Source organism: Isoptericola sp. NPDC019693 (assembly GCF_044389085.1).
In the GTDB taxonomy this organism is placed as follows: domain Bacteria; phylum Actinomycetota; class Actinomycetes; order Actinomycetales; family Cellulomonadaceae; genus Isoptericola.
This window is the reverse complement of sequence record NZ_JBIRXP010000003.1, coordinates 241,520-266,017: the sequence shown is the minus strand read 5'-3', so window position 1 is coordinate 266,017 and position 24,498 is coordinate 241,520. Positions and strand designations below refer to the sequence as shown.

Annotated in this window: 19 protein-coding genes and 3 tRNA genes; 8 read left to right on the top strand and 14 right to left on the bottom strand. The window is 75.4% G+C overall.

Translation table 11 applies throughout. From position 1 onward, the window contains the following. The first annotated feature begins 10 nt into the window (after positions 1–10). The 4 genes from ACH436_RS10285 (at position 11) to ACH436_RS10270 (ending at position 3,793) form a co-directional block, all read left to right on the top strand. Positions 11–1,336, top strand: a complete 1,326-nt coding sequence (locus ACH436_RS10285; RefSeq protein ID WP_430560103.1) for a sensor histidine kinase — start codon at positions 11–13, stop codon at positions 1,334–1,336. Continuing rightward, positions 1,333–1,998: a response regulator gene (locus tag ACH436_RS10280; RefSeq protein ID WP_430560102.1), complete on the top strand. Its 666-nt coding sequence runs from the start codon at positions 1,333–1,335 to the stop codon at positions 1,996–1,998. The genes ACH436_RS10285 and ACH436_RS10280 overlap by 4 nt, the downstream gene beginning before the upstream one ends. Before the next feature lie 204 nt (positions 1,999–2,202). After that, positions 2,203–2,499, top strand: coding sequence for an SHOCT domain-containing protein (locus tag ACH436_RS10275; protein ID WP_430560101.1), 297 nt, complete (start codon positions 2,203–2,205; stop codon positions 2,497–2,499). Positions 2,500–2,767: 268 nt separating this feature from the next. Next, on the top strand, positions 2,768–3,793 hold the full coding sequence (locus ACH436_RS10270; protein ID WP_430560100.1) for a L,D-transpeptidase family protein: 1,026 nt from the start codon (positions 2,768–2,770) through the stop codon (positions 3,791–3,793). An 82-nt stretch (positions 3,794–3,875) separates the two neighbouring features. On the opposite strand, the gene ACH436_RS10265 is transcribed toward ACH436_RS10270, so the two are convergent. After that, positions 3,876–5,120: a UDP-N-acetylmuramate dehydrogenase gene (locus ACH436_RS10265; RefSeq protein WP_430560099.1), complete on the bottom strand. Its 1,245-nt coding sequence runs from the start codon at positions 5,118–5,120 to the stop codon at positions 3,876–3,878. Continuing rightward, on the bottom strand, positions 5,117–6,406 hold the full coding sequence (locus ACH436_RS10260; RefSeq protein ID WP_430560098.1) for an MFS transporter: 1,290 nt from the start codon (positions 6,404–6,406) through the stop codon (positions 5,117–5,119). The genes ACH436_RS10265 and ACH436_RS10260 overlap by 4 nt, the downstream gene beginning before the upstream one ends. 101 nt (positions 6,407–6,507) lie before the next feature. Between ACH436_RS10260 and ACH436_RS10255 the strand changes: the two genes are divergently transcribed. Together ACH436_RS10255 and ACH436_RS10250 are read left to right on the top strand one after the other, a co-directional pair. Further along, positions 6,508–7,644, top strand: a complete 1,137-nt coding sequence (locus tag ACH436_RS10255) for a LacI family DNA-binding transcriptional regulator (protein WP_430560097.1) — start codon at positions 6,508–6,510, stop codon at positions 7,642–7,644. Between the two features lie 132 nt (positions 7,645–7,776). Beyond that, positions 7,777–8,211, top strand: a complete 435-nt coding sequence (locus tag ACH436_RS10250) for a hypothetical protein (protein ID WP_430560096.1) — start codon at positions 7,777–7,779, stop codon at positions 8,209–8,211. A gap of 33 nt (positions 8,212–8,244) precedes the next feature. On the opposite strand, the gene ACH436_RS10245 is transcribed toward ACH436_RS10250, so the two are convergent. Genes ACH436_RS10245 through ACH436_RS10225 form a run of 5 tightly spaced genes read right to left on the bottom strand, consistent with a single transcriptional unit; the run spans position 8,245 to position 16,586 of the window. After that, positions 8,245–8,931 carry a GNAT family N-acetyltransferase gene (locus ACH436_RS10245; protein WP_430560095.1) on the bottom strand — a complete coding sequence of 229 codons (687 nt, stop codon included), beginning with the start codon at positions 8,929–8,931 and terminating at the stop codon, positions 8,245–8,247. Beyond that, positions 8,928–11,141, bottom strand: a complete 2,214-nt coding sequence (locus ACH436_RS10240) for a penicillin acylase family protein (protein ID WP_430560094.1) — start codon at positions 11,139–11,141, stop codon at positions 8,928–8,930. Before ACH436_RS10240 ends, ACH436_RS10245 begins: the two co-directional genes overlap by 4 nt. After that, on the bottom strand, positions 11,138–13,624 hold the full coding sequence (locus ACH436_RS10235; protein ID WP_430560093.1) for a GNAT family N-acetyltransferase: 2,487 nt from the start codon (positions 13,622–13,624) through the stop codon (positions 11,138–11,140). Before ACH436_RS10235 ends, ACH436_RS10240 begins: the two co-directional genes overlap by 4 nt. Then, positions 13,621–15,015 (bottom strand): lysine N(6)-hydroxylase/L-ornithine N(5)-oxygenase family protein, encoded by a 1,395-nt coding sequence (locus ACH436_RS10230; RefSeq protein WP_430560092.1) that lies wholly within the window; start codon positions 15,013–15,015, stop codon positions 13,621–13,623. Before ACH436_RS10230 ends, ACH436_RS10235 begins: the two co-directional genes overlap by 4 nt. After that, positions 15,012–16,586 (bottom strand): pyridoxal phosphate-dependent decarboxylase family protein, encoded by a 1,575-nt coding sequence (locus ACH436_RS10225; RefSeq protein WP_430560091.1) that lies wholly within the window; start codon positions 16,584–16,586, stop codon positions 15,012–15,014. Before ACH436_RS10225 ends, ACH436_RS10230 begins: the two co-directional genes overlap by 4 nt. Positions 16,587–16,764: 178 nt before the next feature. Between ACH436_RS10225 and ACH436_RS10220 the strand changes: the two genes are divergently transcribed. Continuing rightward, a complete protein-coding gene (locus ACH436_RS10220; RefSeq protein WP_430560090.1) occupies positions 16,765–18,825 on the top strand; it encodes a HelD family protein in 2,061 nt (686 codons plus the stop codon). Positions 18,826–18,981: 156 nt separating this feature from the next. Continuing rightward, a complete protein-coding gene (locus tag ACH436_RS10215) occupies positions 18,982–20,301 on the top strand; it encodes a C39 family peptidase (protein ID WP_430560089.1) in 1,320 nt (439 codons plus the stop codon). A 135-nt stretch (positions 20,302–20,436) separates the two neighbouring features. Here ACH436_RS10215 and ACH436_RS10210 read toward each other — a convergent pair whose 3' ends face one another. The 7 genes from ACH436_RS10210 to ACH436_RS10180 all read right to left on the bottom strand — a co-directional run bounded on the left by ACH436_RS10210 (position 20,437) and on the right by ACH436_RS10180 (position 24,421). Next, positions 20,437–22,644, bottom strand: a complete 2,208-nt coding sequence (locus ACH436_RS10210; protein WP_430560088.1) for an N-acetylmuramoyl-L-alanine amidase — start codon at positions 22,642–22,644, stop codon at positions 20,437–20,439. A 153-nt stretch (positions 22,645–22,797) separates the two neighbouring features. Next, entirely contained in the window at positions 22,798–23,223 is a 426-nt protein-coding gene (locus ACH436_RS10205) for a MaoC family dehydratase (protein ID WP_430560087.1), read from the bottom strand. Further along, positions 23,223–23,699 carry a MaoC family dehydratase N-terminal domain-containing protein gene (locus ACH436_RS10200; protein WP_430560086.1) on the bottom strand — a complete coding sequence of 159 codons (477 nt, stop codon included), beginning with the start codon at positions 23,697–23,699 and terminating at the stop codon, positions 23,223–23,225. Before ACH436_RS10200 ends, ACH436_RS10205 begins: the two co-directional genes overlap by 1 nt. 29 nt (positions 23,700–23,728) lie before the next feature. After that, positions 23,729–23,899, bottom strand: a complete 171-nt coding sequence (gene rpmG, locus ACH436_RS10195) for a 50S ribosomal protein L33 (protein WP_079572326.1) — start codon at positions 23,897–23,899, stop codon at positions 23,729–23,731. A gap of 90 nt (positions 23,900–23,989) precedes the next feature. Beyond that, positions 23,990–24,063, bottom strand: a tRNA-Met gene (locus tag ACH436_RS10190). 62 nt (positions 24,064–24,125) lie between these two features. Next, positions 24,126–24,198 (bottom strand) — tRNA-Thr (locus tag ACH436_RS10185). A gap of 141 nt (positions 24,199–24,339) precedes the next feature. Continuing rightward, positions 24,340–24,421 (bottom strand) — tRNA-Tyr (locus tag ACH436_RS10180). Positions 24,422–24,498: the final 77 nt, after the last annotated feature.

Here is a 24,498-nt window from a genome sequence, read left to right as displayed (position 1 = left end):
CGTGCCGGGCATGGACCGCGGCCCGCTCGACCGGTGGCGCCCCCGGCTGTTCCTCGCGGTGGCGCTCGCCGTCGTCGTGACGTTCGGGACGCTGGGGGCGTCGCACTGGCAGCCAGGCGCGCGGGACGTCGACGCCCTGGGGCTCCTGCTCGCCCTCGCCGGGCCGGTCGTGCTGCTCACGCTCCCCCGCCGCCCCGTCCTCGCGGTGCTGCTCGCGGTGGGTGCCGTCGGCGCGTACCTCGCGCTCGGCTATGCGTGGGGCCCCGCGCTGGGCGGCACGGTCGGTGTGCTGGTCATGGTGCTGCTCACCGGGCCCGCCGGCCGGGCGCGGGTGCTGGCCTGGTCCGGGGCGGCGCTGATGTGGGGCGTCGTCGTGGGCGCGGCCGCCGTGCGGGACGACGGTCCGCGCGTCGGCGGGCTGCTCGCGGGCGCCGCGTGGACCACCGTCGCGCTGCTCGTGGCGACCGCCGTGCGCGAGCGGCTCGCCCGGGCCGCCGCCTGGCGAGCGGCCCGCGAGGACCGCGAGCGGACCGCCGTCGCCACCGAACGCCTCCGCATCGCGCGCGAGCTGCACGACGTCCTCGCGCACTCCCTGTCGGCGATCAACGTCCAGGCGGGCGTCGGCCTGCACCTGCTGGACCGGGACGTCGAGCAGGCCCGCTCCGCGCTCTCCTCCATCAAGGCGACGAGCCGCGACGCGCTCGACGAGGTGCGCGCCGTCCTCGGCGTCGTCCGCGGCGAGGGCGACGCCGACGGGGGCGACGCCGACGGCGCCCTCGCGGCGTCGTCCGACGCCCCCGAGCCGCGCACGCCCACCTGGGACCTCGCCGCCCTCCCCCGCCTCGCCGAACCGCTGGCCGCCCGTGGCGCGACCGTCCGCGTCGACGTCGACCCCGCCCTCCTCGCGCCGGGCGCGGTGCCCCCGCACCTCGCCGGCGTGGCGTACCGCGTGGTGCAGGAGGCGGTCACCAACGTGGGCCGTCACGCGCCGAGGGCGCGGACCGTCGTCGTGCGCGTGGCGCGCGAGGAGGGCGGGCTGCGCGTCGTCGTGGAGGACGACGGCGGGCGCACCGGACCGCGCGCCGAGGCCGTGCCCGGCTACGGCCTGCGGGGCATGCGGGAGCGCGTCGAGGGTGCGGGCGGCACGCTCGACGCCGGCCCCGGCGCCGCCGGGTTCGCCGTCGTCGCCACCATCCCGCTGCCCGCCGACCTGTCAGGCGCTCAGACCGCTCCGATGTCACCAGCGCCTGACAACTCGACACCGGCCACGGACGTGTCAGGCGCACAGACCGCCCGGGCGCCCCAGGCGTCTGACGACGCGCAGGAGGACGCATGATCCGGGTGCTGCTGGCCGACGACCAGGCGCTGGTGCGCGGCGGCTTCCGCGCGCTGCTGGACGCCGAGCCCGACATGACCGTGGTGGGCGAGGCCGCGACCGGCGACGAGGCCGTGCGCCTCGCGCTGCAGCTGCGGCCCGACGTCGTGCTCATGGACGTGCGCATGCCCGGCGCCGACGGGCTGGAGGCGACCCGGCGCATCGTCGCCGACCCGGGCGCCGTCGGGGTGCACGTGGTGGTGGTGACGACGTTCGAGCTGGACGAGTACGTGGCCGAGGCGATCCGCGGCGGGGCCAGCGGCTTCCTCGTCAAGGACACCGAGCCCGCCGAGCTCGTGCGGGCGGTGCGCGTGGCGGCGGCCGGCGACGGGCTGCTGTCCCCCGGCGTCACCCGCCGCCTGCTGGCCCGGGTCGCCGACGCCACGCGCGACGTCCCGCCCCCGCCCGGCCTCGACGACCTCACCGCCCGGGAGCGGGAGGTGCTCGTCGAGGTCGCGGGCGGCCTGTCCAACGACGAGATCGCGCGCGCCCTCTACCTGTCCGAGTCGACCGTCAAGACGCACGTCTCCCGGGTGATGGCGAAGCTGGGTGCCCGCGACCGCGCGCAGCTCGTCGTCGCGGCGTACGAGGGCGGCGTCGTGCGGCCGGGCTGGAACGGCTGACCCGACCGCCGAGCAGGCGGTTGACACCGTTATCGCGCCCCGCAACCGTCGATAACGGTGTCAACCGCCTGTTCGGCGCACCGGGGACGGCACGAGGGGACCACCCAGGTCGGTACGGCGGGCTGACGACGCGGCGGGGCCGCCGGGCGACGGTGGAGGCGAAGGGTTCGCACCGGGCGTGCCCACCGTCACGAGGAGTCCACGATGCTCACCACCGCCACCGCGATCACCGCCCCCGCGGTCGCCGCCGCAGCCGAGACGGGGTACCCGTACGCCGCCGGCGGCGGCCCGGGCTGGTGGATCGTCTTCCCGATCCTGTGGTTCCTGCTCTTCGCCACCGTCGTGTTCCTCATCGCCCGCCGGGCGCGCCGGTACGGCCCGCCGTGGGCCCGCGGCGGCGCGGGCGGCGTCGACGTCCTGGGTGAGCGGTACGCCCGCGGCGAGATCGACGAGGCCGAGTACCGGCAGCGGCTCGCCGTCCTCAAGGAGGACCGCCGCTGACCGCACGCTGCCTTCCAGCACGCGATCTGTCGCGTCATCGGGTCCGATGACGCGACAGATCGCGTGCTGGAAGGCCTCGGCCGGTCGTGGTGAGCAACACAACGATTTCGCCGCGTCGTGCGTCCGGGCAGGTGAAGGGCAGACGACAGGTCACGACACGGTGACGATCACGACACGACCGGAGCGCTGCGGTCGCGTTCTGGGCACCCGCAGGGCACGGTGGTACCCCGCGGCGCGCCTGGTGCGCCGACGGCGCGGAAGGGGCTCCATGCGTACGGTTCCCAGCCTGAGGCGACGCCTGGCGGCGTCGCTCGTCGGCGTCCCCGTGGTGCTCGCCCTGGCCCTGTCCGGGTGCGCGCCGCTGTCCGGCGAGACGGAGCCCGAGCCGGGCGCCGCCCCGACGGCGTCCGCTCCCCCGTCGTCGGACGCCGGTGCCGCGTCCGACGGCGCCCAGGGCCGCGCCGACCAGGACGCCCAGGAGCAGGCGGACCGGGAGGCCGCCGAGAAGGAGGCCGCGGACAAGGCCGCCGAGAAGGAGCAGGCCGAGCAGGAGGCCGCGGAGAAGAAGGCCGCCGAGAAGGCGAAGAAGGCCGCGGAGAAGAAGGCTGCCGAGGAGGCCGCCGCCCAGGAGCAGGCCGAGCGCGAGAAGGCCGAGCAGGAGGCGGCGGAGAAGAAGGCCGCCGAGGAGCGCGACAAGATGCTCGAGTACGGCGACTCGGGCGAGCGGGTCCTCGCGCTGCAGGAACGGCTGCAGGAGCTGGGCTACTTCCTCCAGGACGCCGACGGGAGCTTCGGGCCGGCCACCCAGCAGGCCGTGTGGGCGTTGCAGAAGGCCGCCGGGCAGTACCGCGACGGTGTCGTGGGCCCCAAGACGCAGGCAGCGCTGGACGACGGCGTCCGGCCGCAGGCGCAGTCGTCGTCCGGCAAGGCGATCGAGATCGACCTGGACCGCCAGCTGCTCATGACCGTCGAGGGCGGCAAGGTCACCCGGATCATCAACGCGTCGTCGGGCAACGGGGAGACGTACGAGGCCAAGGGCCGCACCTATCACGCGACGACGCCGCGCGGCTCCTACGCCGTGTACATGGAGCGCAACGGCATGCACGAGTCCACGCTCGAGCTGGGGTCGATGTACCGGCCGAAGTACTTCTCGGGCGGGTACGCGGTGCACGGCTCGGGGTCCATCCCGCCGTACCCCGCGTCGCACGGCTGCGTGCGCGTGTCCAACGCCGCGATGAACTGGCTCTGGGACTCCTGGGGCCTGCCGAAGGGCACCCCCGTCATCCTCTACTGACCCTCGGCCCTCCCGGTCGTTGTGAGCGCGATTTCGGGGACTATCCGCGTGCGGATAGTCCCCGAAATCGCGCTCACAACGGTCAGAGGGTGGTGCCGACCAGGACGGGCTCGGGCTCGAGCTCGATGCCGAACGTGTCGCGGACGCCGTCGCGCACGGCGCGGGCGAGGGCCACGACGTCGGCCGCGGTCGCGCCGCCGCGGTTGGTCAGCGCGAGGGTGTGCCGCGTCGACAGGCGCGCCGGGCTGTGCTCGCCCGCCAGGCCGAACCCCTTGGTGAACCCGGCGTGCTCGATGAGCCAGGCCGCGCTGGTCTTCACCAGCGCCGGGTCGACGACGCCGAGGCTCGGGCTCACGGTCGACGCGGGCGTCGCGGAGCGCACGGCGAAGCGCGGGGCGTCCGCGGGCAGGTCGTCCGCCGCGTCGGCGGGCAGCACCGGGTTGGTGAAGAACGACCCCGCCGACCAGCGGTCGTGGTCCGGCCCGTTCTCGGACCCCGGCGCGACGCCGACGCCGTCGAGCAGCATGCCCTTGCCGCCGCGCAGCTCCAGCACGGCCTCGCGCACCTCGGCCGACGGCGCCCGCTGCCCCACCTCGACGCCGAGACGCCGCGCGAGCTCGCCGTAGCCGACCGGCGCGGACAGGCTGCCGAGCCGCATCTGCAGGTTGACCTCGAGCACCACGTACCGCGGCGTCGGGTACCAGGGGGCGCCCTCGCCGCCGTCGGCGCGCATGGTCCGCTTCAGCAGCGACGTGCGGTAGCCGAAGCCCAGGCCGCTGAGCGGGAAGGTCCTGCGGCTGCCGGTGGCCCGGTCCCACGTGACGACCGAGGCGACGACGCCGGCCACCTCCTGGCCGTACGCACCGATGTTCTGCACGGGGGCCGCCCCGACCGTGCCGGGGATTCCCGACAGCGCCTCGACGCCCACCCACTCGTTCGCCACGGCCTCGGCCACGAACGCGTCCCAGTCCTGCCCGGCGGGCAGGCGCAGGCTCGCGCCGCCGCACGCTCCGTCGGTGCCGCAGGAGTCCTCGAGGTCGGCGGCGAGGCCCTGGCGCACGTCGCGCACGACGACCCCGGCGAACCCCTCGTCCGCGACCAGCAGGTTCGAGCCGCCGCCGATCACGAGCAGCGGCCGGCCGGCGTCGTCCGCGGCGCGCACCGCGTCGATCAGCTCGGCCTCGGACTCCGCCTCGACGTACTCGTCCACCGGCCCGCCGACGCGCAGCGTCGTGAGCTCGGAGAGCGCCGGGGCGGCCGTCCCGCGCCCGGCACGCTCACGGGCGGGCTCGTCGGCGGACGGCGTGTTCAGGGTCGGCAGGCTCACGCGTCCAGCGTACGCGTCGGGCCGGAGGCGCCCGTCAGCGGCTTCGCGGCCCCGGCGACCAGCAGGCCCACCGCCACGGGCACGGCCAGCACCAGCAGGGCGTCGCGGTAGCCGACGTGCTCGGCGAGGAAGCCGATGAGGGCGGGGCCGACGAAGAACGCCGAGTACCCGATGGTCGAGACGACGGACACGCGCAGGGCGGCCCTGCGCGGGTCGTCCGAGGCGGCGGACATGCCCAGCGGGAAGCCGAGCGACGCGCCCGCGCCCCAGACCGCGACGCCCACCAGGGCCACCCACAGCGACGGCACGAGCGCGAAGACGACGACGCCCACCAGGGCGGCCGCGCCGCACACGCGCAGCATGGTCACCCGGCCGTACCGGTCGATGAGCGACGTCCCGGCCAGCCGGGTGAGCGTCATCGCGCACAGGAAGACCGCCAGACCGATCGCCCCGACGGAGTCGTCGGTGCCGAAGCCGTCCACGACCGCGAGGCTCACCCAGTCGTTGGCGGCGCCCTCGGTGAGCGCGGCCGCGAGGACGACCAGCCCGACGAGCAGGGTGCGCGACTCGCGCCAGGTGGCCAAGGTGTCGCGCAGCGTGTGGCCGGTGCCCGTGTCGACGGCGGTGGCCGGGTCGGCTCGCGTGTCCGCCGCGGCGCCGGCCGCGGCCTGCGCCGCGGCGTGGGCGGTGGGCTCGAAGAAGCGCACGCAGGCCACGACGACCAGCAGGTCGATCACCATCACGGTGATGACGTGCGCCGGCAGCGAGACCCCGGCGTGCGCGGCGAGGGCGCCGGCCCCCGCGCCCGCGACCGTGCCGAGCGAGAAGCCGGCGTGGAACCGCGGCATGACGGACCGCCCCAGGCGCTGCTCGACGACGGCGCCCTCGAGGTTCATCGCCGCGTCCCAGATGCCCACGCCCATGCCGCCGAGGAAGAGCCCGACGCGGACCAGCAGCGGGTGGTCGCCGTCGACGGCGAGGGTCGCGACGGCGAAGCCCGCGGCCGCCAGCGCGGCGAACGACACGCACGTGCGACCGGCGCCGATGCGCGACGCGATCATCCCGGACAGCGGCAGCGCGACGAGCGAGCCGATCGCGCCGGTGAGCAGCAGCACGCCCATCTCCGCCTCGGAGAAGCCGAGGCCGTCGCGGACCGCCGGGATGCGCGAGGCCCACGTGGCCATGCCGATCCCGGCGACGACGAAGACGACGAAGACGGCCCAGGCCGCGCGGACGGCGTGCGCCGTCGGCGCGTCCTGGCGCTCGGGCGGGAGGTCGGTGCTCACGATCCGACGCTTCCGGAATCCGCCCCGCCGGTCAAATCGATTCGAGCGTTCGCCTCGCGCCGCAGGTAGGCTTCGCCCCGGACCTCGCCGGAAGGAGCCCCATGGGCCGCAGCAACGCCCGACCGACCCTCGCACGGGTGGCCGAGCTCGCGGGAGTCTCGGTCTCGACCGCGTCCCTGGCGTTCTCCGGCGCCGGACCGATCACCGCCGAGACCCGCGACCGGGTGCTCGCCGCCGCGTCCGAGCTGGGCTACTCCGGCCCCAACCCGCTCGGCCGGCAGCTGCGCTCGGGCCGCTCCGGCATCGTGGGCGTCGTCCTCGGCGACCAGCCGGGCCGCGCGTTCCGCGACCCGGTCGCCGTCAAGGTGCTCGACGGCCTCGTCGACGTGCTCGGCGCCGAGGGCCTGGGCGTCCTGCTCATCCCCGGCGTGCGCACGGCCGCGGGCCCGCGCGGCGAGGGCGACGAGACGCCGCCCGTGCCCGTCGTCGACCCCCTCCTGGAGACCGCCGCCGTGGACGTGGCCGTGCTCGTGTGGGGCGTGCTGACCGACGACGCGACGCTCGCGGCCCTCCGCCGCCGCGACGTCCCCGTCGTCGTCGGGGAGGGCGGGCGGGTCGAGGGCGCACCGCTGGTCGCCCTGGACGACCGGCGGGGCACCGCCCTGGCCGTGCGCCACCTGCAGGAGCTGGGGCACACCCGCATCGCCGAGATCACGCTGCCGCTCGACGCCGCGGAGCGGTCCGGCCCGATCGACGCCGCCCGCCTCGCGCAGGCGGACCGCACGTCGACCCGGCACCGCCTCGCCGGGGTGCGCGACGCCGCGGAGCCCGTGATCTCGTGGGAGACGCCGGCGTCGCTCGTGGAGCACGGACGCGACGCCGCCACGGAGATCCTCGGCGCGTGGGTGCCCGAGACGGAGCGCCCGACGGGGATCGTCGCGCACTCGGACCTCCTCGCCGCGGGGGCCGTCATCGCGGCCCGGGAGCTCGGCCTGCGCGTGCCCGAGGATGTCTCGGTCGCGGGATTCGACGGGATCGACCTGCCGTGGCTCTCCCCGGACGTGCTCACCAGCGTCCACCAGCCCTTGCAGGCGAAGGGCGCCGCGCTCGGCCGCGCCGTCCTGGGCGTGCTGGCCGGCGAGGAGCCGACCTGCACCACGCTCCCCGTCGAGCTCGTGCCCGGCACCACCACCGGGCCCGTGCCCGACGTCGTGCGCCCCGCCGACGCGCAGGCCTGACCCTCCCCCGCTTCACTTCGACACCATCGAGCCTTGTTGAAGCAAACTCATACTTGGTTCGAGAAGAGGCGCACAGGTCGCGTCGTCCTCCAGGCCGTCCTGCGCCAGCGCGGCGTCATCCAGGCGACCACCGTGCCCGTGTCCGCCGGGCTCCTGCGCGCCCCCGATCGGTACTTCCGGGCGTTGACCGCTTACCGCGAGGGCGCTCCCGAACACATCGTCGGGCAGGTCGCCGAAGCGGCCCTCGCGGCGACGGCGAACGGACGCCAGCTTGCCGCCTCCATCGTCGAGATCCGGACGCGATGGCGCGACCAGATCACGGCTCGCTCGAACTCCTCGGCCTGGCCGTTGTCCGACACGCTCTTCGCCCGGCCAGTGGTCACCGCCGACCATGTGGCTGGTGTTCTCGGCCTGTCCGACCGTGGCGCCCGCAACACGATCGACGTCCTCGTCCGCGACGGAGTGCTGACCTCGGCGACGACCGCGCGACGCCGCCAGTACTGGCAGGCACCGGAGGTGCTCGCCGCGATGGACGAGTTCTCACGGCGGGCCGGCCGACGCGGCTGAGCGGCTCGACGCAGCCGCCCGGCAGGCCGGGGCTCAGCTCCCGGGGGCGCGAATCAGCCCCGCGAAGATCGCCTCCGCGCGCTCGCGCGGGCAGAACGCCAGCACCGCCTCCTTCGGCCCCTGCGGCGACTCGAAGCGCACGGTGCCCGCCGCCTCGAACCCGAACGCCGCCATCCGGGTGACCGCGGACCGGTTGCGGGCGTCCGGCTCGCCGACCAGGCGGCCCGTGCCCGGCCGGGCGAACGCGAACGCGAGCACCGCCGGCCCGATGACGGCCCACGGCGGCACGCCGTAGCGTGCGGCCGGCCCGTCGCCTCCCTTGAAGAAGTGCAGGCCGAGGTCGCCGGGCTGCACGTCGTAGGCGGTCGAGACCGGGTCGTCCTCCGGGTGGTACAGCTGCACCAGGACGACGGGCTCGCCGTCCCAGCGCACCAGGTAGGCGTGGTGGGTGGGCAGGGAGTCGACGAACGTGTACGTGGCGCTCAGGTCGTCGCGGCTCAGGCCCGCCAGGCCCCAGAACCCGGCGTGCGGGCGGTTGACCCACTCGTGCAGCACATCGACGTCGCCCACCGGGTCCAGCACGTGCGCCGTGACGGTGCCCGCGCCCGGGACGTCGGCGCGCCACACCTCCGCGCCGCGCGCGCCGGGGAGCAGCCGGTCGGACGGCGCGGGCTCGTCCGGTCGGGCTGTCGGCTGTTCGGTCGGCTGGTCGGTCGTCATCGGTCCTCCGGGGGTCGTCGGGTCGACAGGGGCTCCGGGCGCAGCCGCGCCCAGTCGGTCTCGATCGGGACGGTGCGGGCCTCGGCCCACGCGGGGTGCTGGTCGGCGAAGTGCGGCGAGCGCGGGTCGCCGGAGGCGCCGAACGGTACGCCCCAGCGGCTGCGGCGCCGGTCCCCCAGGTCCCACACCCAGCGGGCCACCGACCCGTGCAGGACGGCGTGCGTCCGGCCCTGCACCCCGGCCGTGCAGCGCACGGCGTCGACCGCGCCGCCCAGCGGCCGCGCGTGCCGGGCGGGGACCGCGGGAGCCGTCGCGCCCGGCACCAGGTCCAGCGCGTGCAGCGGGGCCAGGCGGTGCAGGTCGCCCCACGTCGCGCGCGCGCCGTCCGCGCGGTCGCCGAGGTCGTCGAGGCCGCCGCGGTCGTCGAGGTCGCCGAGGTCGCCGAGCGCGGCGGCGGCCAGCCGCCGCCCGTCGACGACGCCGGACGCGAGGATCGCCGCGAGCGCGTCCCCGACCCGCGCGACGGTGTCGAGCCACGGCGCGAAGACGGCGGGCAGGGCGTGGGGCGCGTGCAGCGGGGCGAGGGCCGGGTCGGCCGCGACGCGGCGCACGAGCGCGCGCCGCCAGCGGGCGAACAGCGCGGCGTCCTCGTCGTCCGCGTCCATCGCCGCGCCCGCGGCCGCCCAGGCGCGCAGCCGCTCCGCCGGTCCGGCGTCGCCCGCGACCGGCGGCACGGCACCGGAGGACGGGCCCGGGCCGAGCCACGCGACGAGCTCCGCCGCGCCGCCGTCGTGCGTGTCGGCGAGCACGCGGTCCTGCGCCTGTGCCGTCTCGCCTCCCGGGGGCGGCGCGGCGAGCACCGTCCGGATCCGGTCCGCGCGGTGCGGGGCGTAGGCGTGGCCCAGGTCGTGCTCCGGACGCGCGGGGCGGTGGTTGGCGTCCACGGCGACGCCGGTCACGACGGTCGGCGGGGGCAGCCGGCGCCACCCCGGCTCGGCGCGGCGGGTCGTCGGGACGACGCGGTCCGACGGCGGCACCTCGGGCACGACGCCGGCCGTCAGACGCAGCACCTCGCCGGTCGAGTCGGCGACGAGCACCCGGTCGACGGGGTCGACCCACCGGCCGAACGCCGCGGCGACGTCGCGGGCCGTGCGTGCGCGCTGGAGCGCGCGCCAGGCGGCCACGCCGGCGTCCGCCACGACGCGCACCGGCCAGCGCAGGCTGTGCCGGTCCGTGACGAGCGGGCCGCGGGGCGTCTCGGCCCAGCGCACGACGACCGCCTCGCCTCCGCGGACGGGCACGACCTCGGAGCCCTGCGCGACCACGCGGGCCCCCGCCGCCGCGGCGTCGGAACCCTCCGCGTACAGCTCGACGTGGTGCGCCATGGCGTTGGTGACGCCCCAGGCCACGGACGTCTCTCCCGGTCCGCCGGGCACCCGACCGGCCGACGACACCGCGTGCCCGAAGTGCAGCACCCCGGGCACGCCGGGGAACGCCAGCCCGACGACGTCGTGCCCGGGGCGGGCGAGCCGGACCTGCTGGTACACGCCCGGCAGCTCGAGCAGGCGGTGGGGGTCGCCGGCGAGCAGCGGCGCGCCGGACACCGTCCGCGACCCGTGCAGCGCCCACGCGTTGGATCCCGACGACGGCCCGCCCGCGCCGCCGTCCCGCGCGCCCCACCACCCGACGGCCGCCGCGCCCAGGGTGGGTCCGAGCGTGCGCGCCACGTGCTCGCGCCACAGCAGGTGCGGGAACCCGCTGAACAGCACGTGGTGCACGAGGAACGTGCCGATCGGCGTCCACGGCCGCCACGGCTCGTCGTCGGGCAGCGGGGCCGCGCCGAGGGCGCGGACGAGCTCCGCCCGTTCGGGCGTGTCCCGGCCGCCCGCGTCCAGCCCGGCACGCACGCCGTCGGCATAGGCGGCGAGCCACTCCCGCTCGGGCGCGTCGAGCGCCTCCCAGACCCGGCGCGTCGTGTCGGCGAGCCGCACCCGGACGGCGAACGTGTCCCACTCGAGCCCGGCCGGGCCGACGCGCGCGGCGAGGCGTCCCTCGCCGTACCACCGGTCGACCTCGAGCTGCCAGCCGCGGTCGCGGGCGGTGACGAAGCCCTGCCCGTACGCCAGGTCGGTCTCGCCGCACGCCCGCACGTGGGGCACGCCCAGGTCGTCGCGGAACAGCTCGAACCGGGGCGCCGGCCCAGCGGTCACCGCGCCACCGGGTTGGCCATCGTGCCCGCGTACAGCAGGGAGGCGGACTGGTCGGTGAGGTCGACCATCTGCAGCGTGTTCCGCAGCTGGAGCCGGTTGAGGCACGAGTGCGCGAACTGCGCCCCGCGCAGCTCGACCCGCCCGGCGAGCTCCGGGTGCTCGTCCTCGTGCCGGTCGAGCACGCCGGACACGACCGCCCAGAAGCGGTCCTCGGGGAGCACGCCGTCGACGGCGAGGATGCCGGCGAGGTGGCGCAGCACGCCGTCGAACACGTCGGTGAAGATCGCCAGCGCCTTCTCGTCGCCGTCCACGACGGACTGCACGCGCTCCACCCCGGGGGGCAGGGCGCGCTCGCCGAGCACCGCGATCTCCTCGCCGATGTCCTTCATGAACACCCGCCGCACCACGCCGTCGCGCAGCACCAGCACGAGGTTCTCGCCGTGCGGCATGAACGCCAGGTCGTGGGCGCGCAGGCAGTGCACCAGCGGGTAGAGGTACGCGTCGAGGTAGGCCCGCAGCCACGCCTCGGGGTCGAGGCCCGACTCCCGCACGAGCGCGGCGGCGAGGGACCGTCCGGAGGCGTCGCGGTGCAGCAGGCTCGCCATCGTGGCCAGCCGCTCCCCCGGCGCGGTGCGCGGCAGGGGCGACTCGCGCCACAGCGCCGCGAGCATCTTGCGGTGCGCGCTGGGGCGGGCGGTGCGGTGGTAGACGTCGCCCGTGTACCCGACGGACGCGCGCTCGCGCAGCACGCCGAACCCGGCGTCGCGCAGCGTGGCGTCGCCCTCGACGACGCCCGCCACCCAGTCGTTGATCGCCGGGGTGTCGCGCATGTACGCGGGCGACAGGCCACGCAGGAAACCCATGTTCTGGATCGCGAGCGCCACCTTCACGTAGTGCCGCTCGGGGCGGGTGCGGTTGAACATCGTGCGGATCGACTGCTGCGGCTGGTACTCGTCCGCCCCGACGCCGACGGGCACGAGGTCGCCCCGCGCCACGTCGGCCGCGAACGTGATCGGCACCCGGTGCTGCCACTGCCACGGGTGCACGGGCAGGTACAGGTACTCCGCCGGGTCGAGGTTGCGGGCGCGCAGACGGTCGGCGAACGCCGCCCGCTCGGCGCCGGAGAGCTCGTCGCGGTACAGCCCCTCCTCGGTCAGGCCGTCGCCCACGGCCAGGTGGGCGTGCTCACGACGCGCGGCCAGCCACACCAGGCGCAGCCGCTCGCCCCGCTCGGGCGCGTACGCGCGGTAGTCGTCGAGCGAGAAGCCGATGCGGCCGTTGTTCGCGAGGAAGCCGGGGTGCCCCTCGGTCATCGCCGCCTCGGCGGCCTGGAACGCGTCGGCCCGACGCCGGTCGTCGTCGGCCTCGTCGGTGCCGTCGCCGACCCGCGCGGGGACGAGGGCGGACCGGAGCTCGGGGACCTGCGGCGCCGCGCCGCTCAGCTCGCGGTCGCGCTTGGCGCACGCCGCGGCGAGGGTCGAGGACAGCTCCTCCAGGTAGGTCGCCACGAGATCGTCGGGGATCTGCAGCAGGGGCTGCAGCTCGGCCACCAGCTCGAGGGCGTCCACGGGCAGGTCGGTCCCGCCCGGGGCCGTCCGGGTGATCGACGCCGGGTCCACCACCCAGTGCTCCAGCGCGAACGTGCGCGCCGCGAACCGGTACGTCGCGCCGTCGAGCGCCAGCACGAACCGCGGCGGGGCACCCGACCCCTCGTCGTGAGCGAGGGCGGGCTCGGGGTCGGGCTCGGGGCGGAAGAGGCGCTCGTGCGCGAGCTCCGCGAGCGCCTTGGCGGCGAGGTGCCGGTGGGCGTGCTCGGCGAGGTCCGGGCGCAGGTGCGGCGCGAGACCCGGGTCGGCGGCGCGGCCCGCTCCGGCGAGGGCGCCGAGCGGGGAGGCCGCGAAGTCCGCCCGCGTGCACACGCTCAGTGCCGCGCGCTTGGTGTGCCCGCCCTCGTCGATCTCGACGTCGCGCAGCACGCGGAACCCGGCGGCCGCGTTCTTCGCGGCGATGGCGCGGTTGCGCACGTCCGGCTCGACGACGACGCGCGCGCCCGCGCGGCCCTCCGGTGCCAGGCAGAACCGCACGACGGCGGCCATCACCGCGTCGGTGAGCCCGGGGGTGCGGTCGGCCGGGTCCTCGGGCGGGGGCGCCACGAGCAGGTGCATGCCGACGTCGCCGGGCGCCGCGTCGTGCACGCCGACGAGCAGCACCCGGGCCGGGTCGTACGTCTCGGCGTAGAAGGCGGGGACACCGTCCACGCGGCCGAGCCAGCCGTCCTGGTGCGGGTGGTCGGCGACGTCGGCGAGGTAGTCGCGTACGCCGGCGACGTCCAGGTGCCCCATCTGCCAGAACGCCGACGCGGGGTGCGCCAGCCAGGCCTGGACGGTCGCGGCGTCACGCGCGGCGTCCACCGCCTCGATCGTCACGGCGTCCGGGACCACGCGCGTGGCCCGGTCGCCCAGGGTCTCGACCGTCGCCGTCATCGCGCCACCTCCTGCACCGCGCCGGTCGCGGACCCGGCGGCGGGCACACCCCCCGGCAGCCCGAACGTCTGGAAGGCGATCCGTCGTTCGACGGGATAGGGCTCACGGCCGGTGACCTGCGCCAGGATCACGGAGTTGCGCCATGCGGCGAAGCCCAGGTCCGGCGCGGTGACGCCGTGGGTGTGCGCCTCCGTGCCGCCCACGTGGAGGCGGCCGCCCGCGCCGGCGGTGTAGTCGCGGGCCACGTCCACCCGGCCCAGCTCGTCGAGGTCCACCAGGCCGGGCGCCACGAAGCCCGGCACGCCCGACCCGTAGCCCGTCGCCGCGACGACGGCGCGCGTGCGGTGCTCCGCCGTCGTCCCGAGCTGGCCGTGCCGCAGGGTCAGGACGTACTCCCCCGCGCCGGCGGCGCCCTCGGCGTCGAACCGGGCGGCGACCACCTCGGTGTCCGACAGGAGCGTGGTCGGGACCTCCCGGCCCAGGGCGGACTTGCGGTACAGGGTGTCGTAGATGTCGTCCACGAGGTCGCCGCTGATCCCCTTGTACAGCGCGCGCTGCTCGCGGCCGAGGAGCTCGCGCAGCTCGGTGGGCAGCGCGCGGTAGTGGTCGGTGTACTCCGGCGACGTCATCTCGAGCGTGAGCTTCGTGTACTCCATCGGGAAGAACCGCGGCGAGCGCGTCACCCAGTCCACGCGGTGGGCGCCCGGTGCGGCGTCCTCGAGCAGGTCGCGGTAGACCTCGGCGGCCGACTGCCCCGACCCGACGACGGTGACGGCACCCGTCGCGGCGAGCGCGTCGCGGTGCGGCAGGTAGTCGGCGCTGTGCACGACCGGGCCGGCGCCCGGGTGCCGGGCGGCCTCCGCCGCGAGGGCCGCGAGCGGGCCGGGCAGCTGCGGCGTCGTGCCGACGCCGAGGACGACGTGGCGCGCGCGGTACGTCTCGACCCCGCCGTCCGCGAGGCGGGCGGTGACCACCAGGTCGCCGGACGTCTCGTCCCGCTCCACCGCGGTGACGTCGCGGCCCCAGCGCAAGGTGCCCAGCCGGTCGGCCGCCCAGCGGCAGTACTCGTCGTACTCGGCCCGCAGCGGGTAGAAGGACTCGCGGATGTAGAACGGGTACAGCCGGCCGACGTCCTTGAGGAAGGCGAGGAACGAGAACGGCGACGTCGGGTCGGCCATGGTCACCAGGTCGGCGAGGAACGGCACCTGGATCGTGGCGCCCTCGAGCATCATGCCGGGGTGCCAGGAGAACCCGTCGCGGCGGTCGAGGAACACCGCGTCGACGTCGTCGAGCGGGTCGGCCAGGGCCGCGAGGCCCAGGTTGAACGGGCCGATGCCCACGCCCAGGACGTCGTACGTGCGGTCGGGGGCGGGAGCGGTGGGGCGGGTCATCGGGACGCCCCCTCGAGCTCGGCGTCGGCCTGCGGGGCCGTGCGCTCCAGCCGCGGGTGCACGCCGCGGCACGGCGGCGCGTCGTCGGCGAGCAGCTCCTGTCCGGCGAGCAGCCCGTGCGCGGTGGCGCGCACCAGGTCCAGCACGCCGCGGACGTCGTCGAGCGTGGCGTCCGGGTTGAGGAGCGTGAGCTTGAGGCAGGGGCGCCCGTCGACCACCGTCTTCGCGACGAGCGCGCGCCCGGAGTCGAACAGCACGCGCCGCACGCGCGGCACGAGGGCGTCCGCCCGTTCGTCGTCGACGCCGTCGGGCTGGTACCGGAACAGCACGGTGGACAGGTCCGTCGGGGCGAGGAGGCGCAGCTCGGGGTCGCCGGCGAGGTCGGCGTGCACGGCCGCGGCGAGGTCACACACGGCGTCGACCATCGCGCCGACCCCGTCGGCGCCCACGGCGCGCAGGGTGGCCCACAGCTTGAGGGCGTCGAACCGGCGCGTGGTCTGCAGCGACCGGTCCACGAGGTTGAGGTCGGGGTTCGGCTCCCCCGACTCCTCGGCGGGGTTGAGGTAGTCCGCGTGCCAGGCGGCGCGCGCCAGGTCCGCGGCCTCGCGGACCACCAGGGCGCTGGACGACACCGGCTGGAAGAACGTCTTGTGGAAGTCGACGGTGACGCTGCGCGCCCGCTCGATGCCGTCCAGCAGGGCGCGGCGCCGGGCGGAGACCAGCAGCCCGCCGCCGTACGCGGCGTCCACGTGCAGCCAGGCGCCGACGGCGTCGCACAGGTCGGCGACCGGGGCGATCGGGTCGACGCAGCCGCGGTCGGTGGTCCCGGCGGTGACGACGACGGCCATGACGACGTCGCCCGACCGCTCGACGTCGACCAGGGCCCGGGCCAGGGCGCCGGGGTCGAGCCGGCCCTCGGCGTCGGTCCCGACGGCGATCACGGCGTCGTCGTCGAGGCCGAGCAGCAGCGCGGAGCGGGCCACGCTGAAGTGCCCGGCGGCCGTGGCCAGCACCCGCAGGCGGCCGAGCCGCTCACGCCGTGCCGCGCCGCCGAGCCGGACGCCGCCGGGCCCGGTGAGCGCGGCCTCCCGCGCCAGCAGCAGCGCCTGCAGGTTGGACTGCGTGCCGCCCGAGGTGAAGACGCCGTCGCTCCCGGCGGGGAACCCGATGCGGCCCGCGGTCCACTCGACCAGCCGCTGCTCCATGAGGGTCGCGACCGTCGACTGGTCGTACGTGTCGACCGACGTGTTGATCGCGGCGAGCATCGCCTCCGCGCCGACGGCCGGCAGCGCCACCGGGCAGTTGAGGTGCGCGGCGTACGCCGGGTGGTGGAACCAGACCGCGTGCGAGGCGTAGAGGTCGGCGGTCTCGCGCAGGGCGTCGGACGTGCCGACCGGCGGTCCGTCGAGGTCGACGGCGTCGACGAGCGCCTGCAGCTCGCGGCGGCTCGCGCCGCAGAACGGCTGCCGGGCGGTCTCGACACGGGCGGCCACGTCGTCCACGACGGCGTGCAGCGCGCCGGCGTAGTCGGCCGCGGTGGCGGCTCCCAGCAGGGCGGAGGACTTCGTCACGGGTCTCCTCGGGATCGGTTCAAAGTGAGGTCAGCCTGGCCTAACTTAGGGTCGCCTCGCCCAGATGCCAACCGCTGCGACGGAGATCACACCGCCCGCGGCGGGCACGTTGCCCGAGCGGGCTCCAGCCGGTACTGTCCACCGGCTCCCACCCACCCCTTTGCCCTGGAGGCCAGCCGTGCCCGCTGTGTCCGACGCCGAGCTCGACCGGGAGCGCGCGCACCTCGAACGGGCGCGCGAGGAGCTCGCCCGGATGCGCGCGCGCACGGCGGGGCTGACCGCTCACGCCGGCGACCGGATCAGCGCCGAGGCGCTGGAGCTCACGTTGGCGCGGCGCCTGGCGCAGCTCGCCGACGACCCCCACGTGCCGCTCTTCTTCGGCCGGCTGGACCACGACGCGCCGTCGGGGGGCGAGGTCTTCCACATCGGGCGGCGGCACGTGTCGGACACGGCCGGCGACCCGCTGGTCGTGGACTGGCGCGCCCCCGTGAGCGCCGCGTTCTACCGCGCCACGCGGGACGACCCGATGGGCGTCGCGTCCCGGCGCCGGTACGGCTTCGCGCGGGGCGTCCTGACCGGTTTCGAGGACGAGGTGCTGTCCGGCGCCACCGTGACCGCCGCGGAGCACTCGGCGATCCTCGAGCAGGAGATCGAGCGCCCGCGCACCGGGCCGATGCGAGACATCGTGGCGACGATCCAGCCCGAGCAGGACGTCATCGTCCGCAGCGGCCTCGAGGGCACCGTCGTCGTGCAGGGCGCGCCGGGCACAGGAAAGACGGCCGTGGGCCTGCACCGCGCGGCCTACCTGCTGTACGCCCACCGGGAGCAGGTCACCCGGCGGGGCATGACCGTCGTCGGGCCGAACTCGAGCTTCCTGCGGTACATCCGGGACGTGCTGCCGGCCCTCGGCGAGGTCGACGCCACGCAGACGACGGTCGAGGAGGTCGTCGCCGTGCACGGCCGCCTGCGGGCGACGGAGCCGGCCGAGGTCGCACGCCTCAAGGGCGACGCCCGGATGGCCCGGGTGCTGCGCCGAGCCGTCTGGTCGCACCTCGGCGAGCCCGCGGAGGCCCTCGTGCTGCCGCGCGGCTCCCGCCGCTGGCGCGTGCCCGCGCACGAGGCCCGCGACGCCGTCGCGCACGTGGTGGGCCGCGACCTGCGCTACGACGCCGGGCGCGAGCAGCTGCGGTACGCGCTGGCGCACCGAATCCTGCAGCAGATCGAGGCGGCCGGCGACGCGCTCGACGAGCGGGCGTGGGACGCCCTGGCGCGCACCAAGCCCGTCAAGGAGTATGCCGCCGCCCTGTGGCCGGCGCTGACCCCCTCCCGGCTGCTCCATCGCCTGCTCGCCGACGCGGCGTTCCTCGCCGAGATGTCCGACGGCATCCTCTCCCCCGCCGAGCAGCGGTCCCTCACGTGGGCGGCCGCGCCGCGGAGCGCGGGCGCCGCCCGGTGGACCCTCGCCGACCTCGTGCTGCTCGACGAGCTCGCCGACCTCCTCGAGCGGGCGCCCTCCGTGGCGCACGTCGTCGTGGACGAGGCCCAGGACCTGTCGCCCATGATGCTGCGCACCCTCGGCCGCCGGGCCCGCACCGGCTCGCTGACCGTGCTCGGCGACCTCGCGCAGGCGACGACGCCGTGGGCCGTGCGCTCCTGGGCGGACGCCCTCGATCACCTCGGCAAGCCCGACGGCCACGTCGAGCAGCTCACGGCCGGCTTCCGTGTTCCCGGCGACGTGATCGAGTTCGCGGCGCGCCTCCTGCCGACGATCGCCCCCGAGCTGGCGCCGCCGGTGGCGGTACGGCGGGCCCGCGGCGAGCTCCTGCTCACCACGGCGCCGACGGAGGACCTGGTGCGGGCCGCGCTCGCCCGCGACGGCTCGGTGGGGCTGATCGTGCCCGACGCCGGCATGGTGGCCGCCCGCGGCCGCCTCGCCGCCGCCGGGCTGGAGTTCGCCGTCGTCGGCGAGGAGGACGCGACGGCGAGCGACGCCGCCGCAGCGCCGGACGCCCCCGGCGACCGGGCCACCGAGTTCGACGCACGGCTCGACCTGGTCCCGGCCTCCCTGGCCAAGGGCCTGGAGTTCGACCACGTCGTCCTCGACGACCCGACGGGGATCGTGGCCGGGGAGGCCGACCGCGAGTCCGGGCTACGCCGTCTGTACGTCTGCCTGACCCGGGCGGTGACGTCGCTCGCGGTGCGCCACGACGACGACCTGCCGGCCGAGCTCGTCGCCTGAGCGCTCCCCCGGCCCGGAGGGGCCGCAGCCCGAGATCCGCAAGGTCGTGACACGCGCCACGGATTCTGGGAAAGTCTTTGCCAACGGGCGGTGGAACCGTCCCCCGCCCCCGTCCCCGGGGAGGGACCCGTGAGAGGCACGGCACGAAGGAGCTGGATGCGAGCGACGACGGCGGCACTGGCGGCCGGGGCGGTGATCGCGCCGACGGCGGGCGCGGCCGGCGCCGCCCCCGCGGACCAGCCGGAGCCGACCGGCAACAAGATCACCACCACGCATTGGCAAGGCATCGACGACCTGCGACAGGGCGAGTGGGAGAACCTGCGCCCCGGGGCGCACGGCACGCTGGGCGTGCGCGACGCCGGGGGCCCGACCACGGCGTACACCGACCCGTTCGGCGACGGCACGGCCGTGGACTACGAGACGGGGACATGGACGTCCCCGGTCGTCGAGACCGGGTACGCCGTCGACGAGTCCCTGACGTCGTGGAACGCCACGACCCCGACCGGCACGTGGGTCGAGGTCGAGTTCCGCGGCCGCAAGGCGGACGGCGCCTGGACCAAGTGGTTCGTCATGGGCCGGTGGGCGTCCGGCGCCGACTTCGCGCCCGCGGACGGGTCGGTGGGCGACATCCACCGCACGTCGGTGGACGGGCAGAACGACGCCGACGCCGCCCTGTACACCGACACGTTCGTGGCGCGCACGGGCCACGAGCCCGAGGCGTTCCAGACGCGCGTGACGCTCTACCGGCCGGCCGGGTCGACGGCGACCCCCCGGCTGTCGGGCGTGACGACGATGACCAACGAGTACCTGCCCGACTCCGCGTACGCCGGCACCAGCGACTTCACGCTGGGGCGGCACGTGGAGCTCGACGTGCCCGGCTACTCCCAGCTGATCCACATCGGCGAGTACCCCGAGTTCGGGGGTGGCGGGCAGGTGTGGTGCTCCCCGACGTCGACCACGATGATCCAGTACTCCTACGGCGCGAAGCACCAGGTGCCGGCGTCGGAGCTCGCGGGCATCGTGGCGCCGCACGGCGACCCGCAGGTCGCCTACGCCGCCATCAACACCTGGGACTACACCTACGAGGGGTCCGGCAACTGGCCGTTCAACACGGCCTACGCGCACCGCTTCGGGCTGGAGTCGTTCGTGACCCGGCTGCGCTCGCTCGCCGAGGCGGAGCGCTTCGTCGCCGCGGGCATCCCGCTGGTCGTGTCGATCAACTTCGCCAAGGAGGAGATGCCCGAGGCGGGGTACGGCACCAACGGGCACCTCGTCACCATCGTGGGCTTCACCGCCGACGGCGACCCGGTCGTCAACGACCCCAACAAGGCGACGGACGCCGACGTGCGGAGCGTCTACACCCGCGAGAACTTCGAGCGCGTGTGGCAGACCTCCACCGACGGCATCGCGTACGTCATCCACCCGCACCAGGTGAAGCTGCCCCGCAACGTCCCGGGCGCCACCCCCAACTGGTGAGGTAGTTCCGATCTCGCCGAGGTAGTTCCGATCTCGCCGAGGTAGTCCGAGCCTCGCCGAGGTAGTGGTCTAGTCCACTACCTCGGCGAGATCGGAACTACCTCGGCACGATGGCGCGGTGCCGACGCGACGGCGTCAGTGCGGGCGCACCGGGCCGACGGCGTCGGACGTGAACGTCGCCGGGGCGTAGCCGGGCGCCGAGACGGTCACCTCGACCGACAGCTCCGCACCGCGGTCCCGCCCAGTGACGTGGTACCGCGTCCCGTCGGCCCCGCGCACGGGCACGCCGTCGCGCAGCCACTGGACCTCGACGTCGACGCCGTCGCCGGGCAGGTACTCCCCCGGGTCGACGGTCAGCTTCGCGCCGATCGTCGGCCGGCCCTCGATGCTCGGACCGGTGACGTCGGTGACCACCGGGTCGTGCAGGGTCACGTCGGCGGCGCGGGTGAACACCTGCCGGTGCGCGTACCAGAGCTGGTAGTACACGTCCTCGCCGCGCACGTCCGTGCGGTCGTCGGGGATCGAGCCGTCGAACGACTTCGCGTTGTAGTAGTCGGTGGTCACCGTGTCGTCGGAGACCACGTAGGCCTGGTCGACGCCGATCGTGTACTCGATCGGGGTGACCGCCTGCTCGGCGATCCCCGGGTACGGCGCGTACGCGGCGCCCTCCGGGTAGGCGCGGCCGTAGATCGCGGCCGCCTCGCCCCCGCTCACCGTCACGGTCTTCCCGGTGCTCGGCACCACGACCGGCCGTTCGGCGGGGTTGTGGAGCCAGGCGAGCGAGCCGGCCCACCACACGCCCAGCCACTCGCCCTGCACCTGCGCGACGACGAGCTTGTGGCCCGAGAGTACGCGCGCGCTGATGTCGCTGGCGTAGGTCGTGCCGTCGGCGCCGTTCGGCTTCCAGCCCGGGTCGCGGGCGTACGGCGCGTCGAGCGAGGGGGCCTGGTACGCGAGGGCGAAGTTCGTCCCCGCGCCCTCGACGCAGTCGCCCGAACCGGGCGACGCCTGCTCGCACCCCGTGATGGGGTTGGCGTTGTCGTCGTAGCCGGCGACCACCTCGACGACGTCGCCGGGCGCGACGTCCGTCGTCGTGTCGAGCCCGCCGCCGATCGGCGCGCCGAGCAGGTCGAAGTAGTGCTCCCAGTCCCAGTACGGGCCCGGGTCCCAGTGCACGTTCTTGGTGGAGCCGGGCAGGATGCCAGGGATCTGGTCGTGCCCGATGACGTGCGCCCGGTCGAGGGGGACGTCGTACCGCTCCGCCAGGTAGCGCACCAGCTCGGCGGACGACTGGTACATCGCCTCGGTGAACCAGCCGGACGTACCGGCCCAGCCCTCGTGCTCCAGGCCGATCGAGTGCATGTTCATGTACCAGTTGCCGGCGTGCCAGCCGACGTCGGCGGGCTCGAGGTGGTTCGCGACGTGCCCGTCGGAGGACCGCAGCGTGTAGTTCCACGCCAGGTAGGTCGGGTCGGTGACCAGGCGGACGCTCGGCTCGTACGCCGTCTCGGTGTCGTGGATGACGATGTAGTCGATCGACGGGCCTCCCTCGCCCGTGCGGTCGGCCTGGTCGTGGTTGCCGTAGTTCCCGGTGTCGTCCGGGAGGTCGGCGCTGCCCTTCTCGTAGGGCGCCGGCAGCCACTCGCAGCCCAGGTCGGGCGGGCAGTCGGCGGCCGGGTCGCTCGCAGCCGCGGTGACCGCGTCGGGCAGGACGGCGTCGGTCCGGGCGGTGAGCGTCACCCGTCCGCCGTCGTCGGTGCTGCGCGCCTGCCCCTGGCGCAGGGTGGCGAACACTCGGTCGGCGAACGCCGGGGAGTCGCTCATCCGCGCGACGGCGGTGCCCCAGGACGCGAGGTCGCCGGCGCCCTGGCCGGCGCTGCGGTGGAAGGAGGCGAGGAGCGCCGCGCCGCCGCAGGTGTTGGCGCCGGCGTCGGACCTCAGGTCCGCGACGGGGAGCCCGGTGAGCGCGGAGGCGCGGTCGAGCTCGCTCACGGCGGCCCGGGGGCCGGCGTCCTTGCCCGCCCCGTCGGGCGCCTCGGCCGCGTGGTCGAGCAGGTTGAACAGACCGTAGCCACCGTCGGCGCTCGGGGCGCCGGCGTGCTGGTCCCAGCGGGACTCCATGTAGGAGACCGCCTTGAGCAGGTCGGCGGGGACGCCGGTCGCGTCGCTCGCGGCCGCGAAGGCCGACTCCCGGTCGGGGGCGGCGACGACGGCGTCGCAGGTCACCTCGGACGTGGGGGCGGCGGACGGCCCGGCCCCCGCGGTGACCGCGGGGATCGTGACCAGGGGGACGAGGAGGCCGGCGGCGGCCAGCCCGGTGGTGCGTCGTCGTACGGATCTCACGGGGAGTGCTCCTCTCGAGGACGGTGTGCGCTCGGGGCGCACCACGTCATCGAACCGTGAAATCCTGTTTCATGGGAAGTGATAGACACAAAAAATCTCGTCGCGCGGGTGCGCGACGAGATCGGGTGCGGACGCCGGGGCGGCCGGGTGGGGTCAGGAGAGGCGGACGGTCGCCTGCGATCGGCCGAGCACCTTGGCGCCGTCGTGGGTGACGGTGAGGTCGACGCGCACCGTGCCGGCGTCGGCGTCGATCGCGCCGACGGCCGCGGAGACCTCGACGACGGCCGTGCCGTCGTGCGGCACCGGGACCGGCTTCGTGAAGCGGGTCTGGTAGGCGATCACGGCGCCCGGGTCCCCCGCCCAGTCGGCGACGACGCCGACGACGGAGCCCATCGTGAGCATGCCGTGGGCGATGACGTCGGGCAGCCCGACCCCGGTGGCGAAGGCCTCGTCCCAGTGGATTCGGTTGAAGTCTCCGCTGGCGCCGGCGTAGCGCACGAGGCGGGCGCGGTCGAGCTCGACCGAACCGGTCGCGACGACGTCGCCGACGGTGAGGTCCGCGAGCACGGGGCGGGTCATCAGGAGCCCTCCCCACGGATGACGAGACTGGAGGAGACCGTCGCGACATGCTCGCGCGCGTCGTCGGCCAGGTCGGCCACGTCACTCCCGGCGGCGAAGATCTCGCAGCGCGTGGTCACCATCGCGATGCCGGCCCGCTCGGTCACGGAGTCCACGTGGAGCACGGTGACCAGCTCGTCGCCCGCGACGATGGGCCGGTGGTGCGTGAACTTCTCGTCCGCGTGCACGACGCGCGAGAAGTCGATCCCGGCATCCGGGTCCTGGACGTACTGCGCCTCGGCCCGCTGTGCGACGACGACGGCGAACGTGGGGGGCGCGACGAGGTCCGGATAGCCGAGACCCCGCGCCGCCACGAGGTCGTGGTGCGCGGGGTGGGCGGCACCGACGGCGGAGGCGAACTCACGGAGCTTCTCGCGCCCCACGGAGTAGGGGGCGGTGGCCGGGTACTCGCGGCCAGCGAAGTCGGGGTTCGCCACGTCGGTGCGGTGATCCGTCGAGAGCTGTGTCAGCGGGTCTCGCGGTGCGACGTGTGCTTGCCGCAGCGCGGGCAGAACTTCGCCAGCTCGAGACGGTCGGGGTCGTTGCGGCGGTTCTTCTTCGTGATGTAGTTCCGCTCCTTGCAGTCCACGCAGGCCAGCGTGATCTTCGGGCGGACGTCCGCGCTCTTGGCAGCCATGGTGTGTCACCTCTCGCGCCCCCGGAAGGCGCCACGTGAATCAAGGAACAGGCCGGTCCGACGCCGGCCGTCGAACCGTGATGGTGTCGGTAGCGAGGGCGGGGCTCGAACCCGCGACCTCACGATTATGAGTCGTGCGCTCTGACCAGCTGAGCTACCCCGCCGCGCGTGACTGGACGCGAGACCGCCGTCCGTTTCCGGATGACGGCCCCGCGCCGTGTCACAGAGCCCCGAAAGGGAATCGAACCCTTGACCTTCTCCTTACCATGGAGACGCTCTGCCGACTGAGCTATCGGGGCAGCGGAGAAGACTCTACACGGCTCGCCGCACCTGGTGAAATCCACGGGATGCCCGTTCGATCACAGCGTGCGACGGGGCCGTGCGGCCCCTCCAGACGTCGGACGAGGCGCCTCCCGAGGGGGGCGCCCCGTCCGTCGCGGTGGCAGGTGAGGGATTCGAACCCCCGAAGGCTGAGCCGTCTGATTTACAGTCAGATCCCTTTGGCCGCTCGGGCAACCTGCCGTGCGGGCTCGCGGACGAGCTCGCGGGTAGAACCATAGCGCCCCGAAGGGCCCCGGCGGAAATCGTCCCGCCGTGGC

Coding starts and splice junctions, on each gene's coding strand:
- ACH436_RS10285 (WP_430560103.1), top strand. CDS start 11: ATGGACCGCGGCCCGCTCGACCGGTGGCGCCCCCGGCTGTTCCTCGCG.
- ACH436_RS10280 (WP_430560102.1), top strand. CDS start 1,333: ATGATCCGGGTGCTGCTGGCCGACGACCAGGCGCTGGTGCGCGGCGGC.
- ACH436_RS10275 (WP_430560101.1), top strand. CDS start 2,203: ATGCTCACCACCGCCACCGCGATCACCGCCCCCGCGGTCGCCGCCGCA.
- ACH436_RS10270 (WP_430560100.1), top strand. CDS start 2,768: ATGCGTACGGTTCCCAGCCTGAGGCGACGCCTGGCGGCGTCGCTCGTC.
- ACH436_RS10255 (WP_430560097.1), top strand. CDS start 6,508: ATGGGCCGCAGCAACGCCCGACCGACCCTCGCACGGGTGGCCGAGCTC.
- ACH436_RS10245 (WP_430560095.1), bottom strand. CDS start 8,931: ATGACGACCGACCAGCCGACCGAACAGCCGACAGCCCGACCGGACGAG.
- ACH436_RS10235 (WP_430560093.1), bottom strand. CDS start 13,624: ATGACGGCGACGGTCGAGACCCTGGGCGACCGGGCCACGCGCGTGGTC.
- ACH436_RS10230 (WP_430560092.1), bottom strand. CDS start 15,015: ATGACCCGCCCCACCGCTCCCGCCCCCGACCGCACGTACGACGTCCTG.
- ACH436_RS10215 (WP_430560089.1), top strand. CDS start 18,982: ATGCGAGCGACGACGGCGGCACTGGCGGCCGGGGCGGTGATCGCGCCG.
- ACH436_RS10205 (WP_430560087.1), bottom strand. CDS start 23,223: ATGACCCGCCCCGTGCTCGCGGACCTCACCGTCGGCGACGTCGTCGCG.
- rpmG (WP_079572326.1), bottom strand. CDS start 23,899: ATGGCTGCCAAGAGCGCGGACGTCCGCCCGAAGATCACGCTGGCCTGC.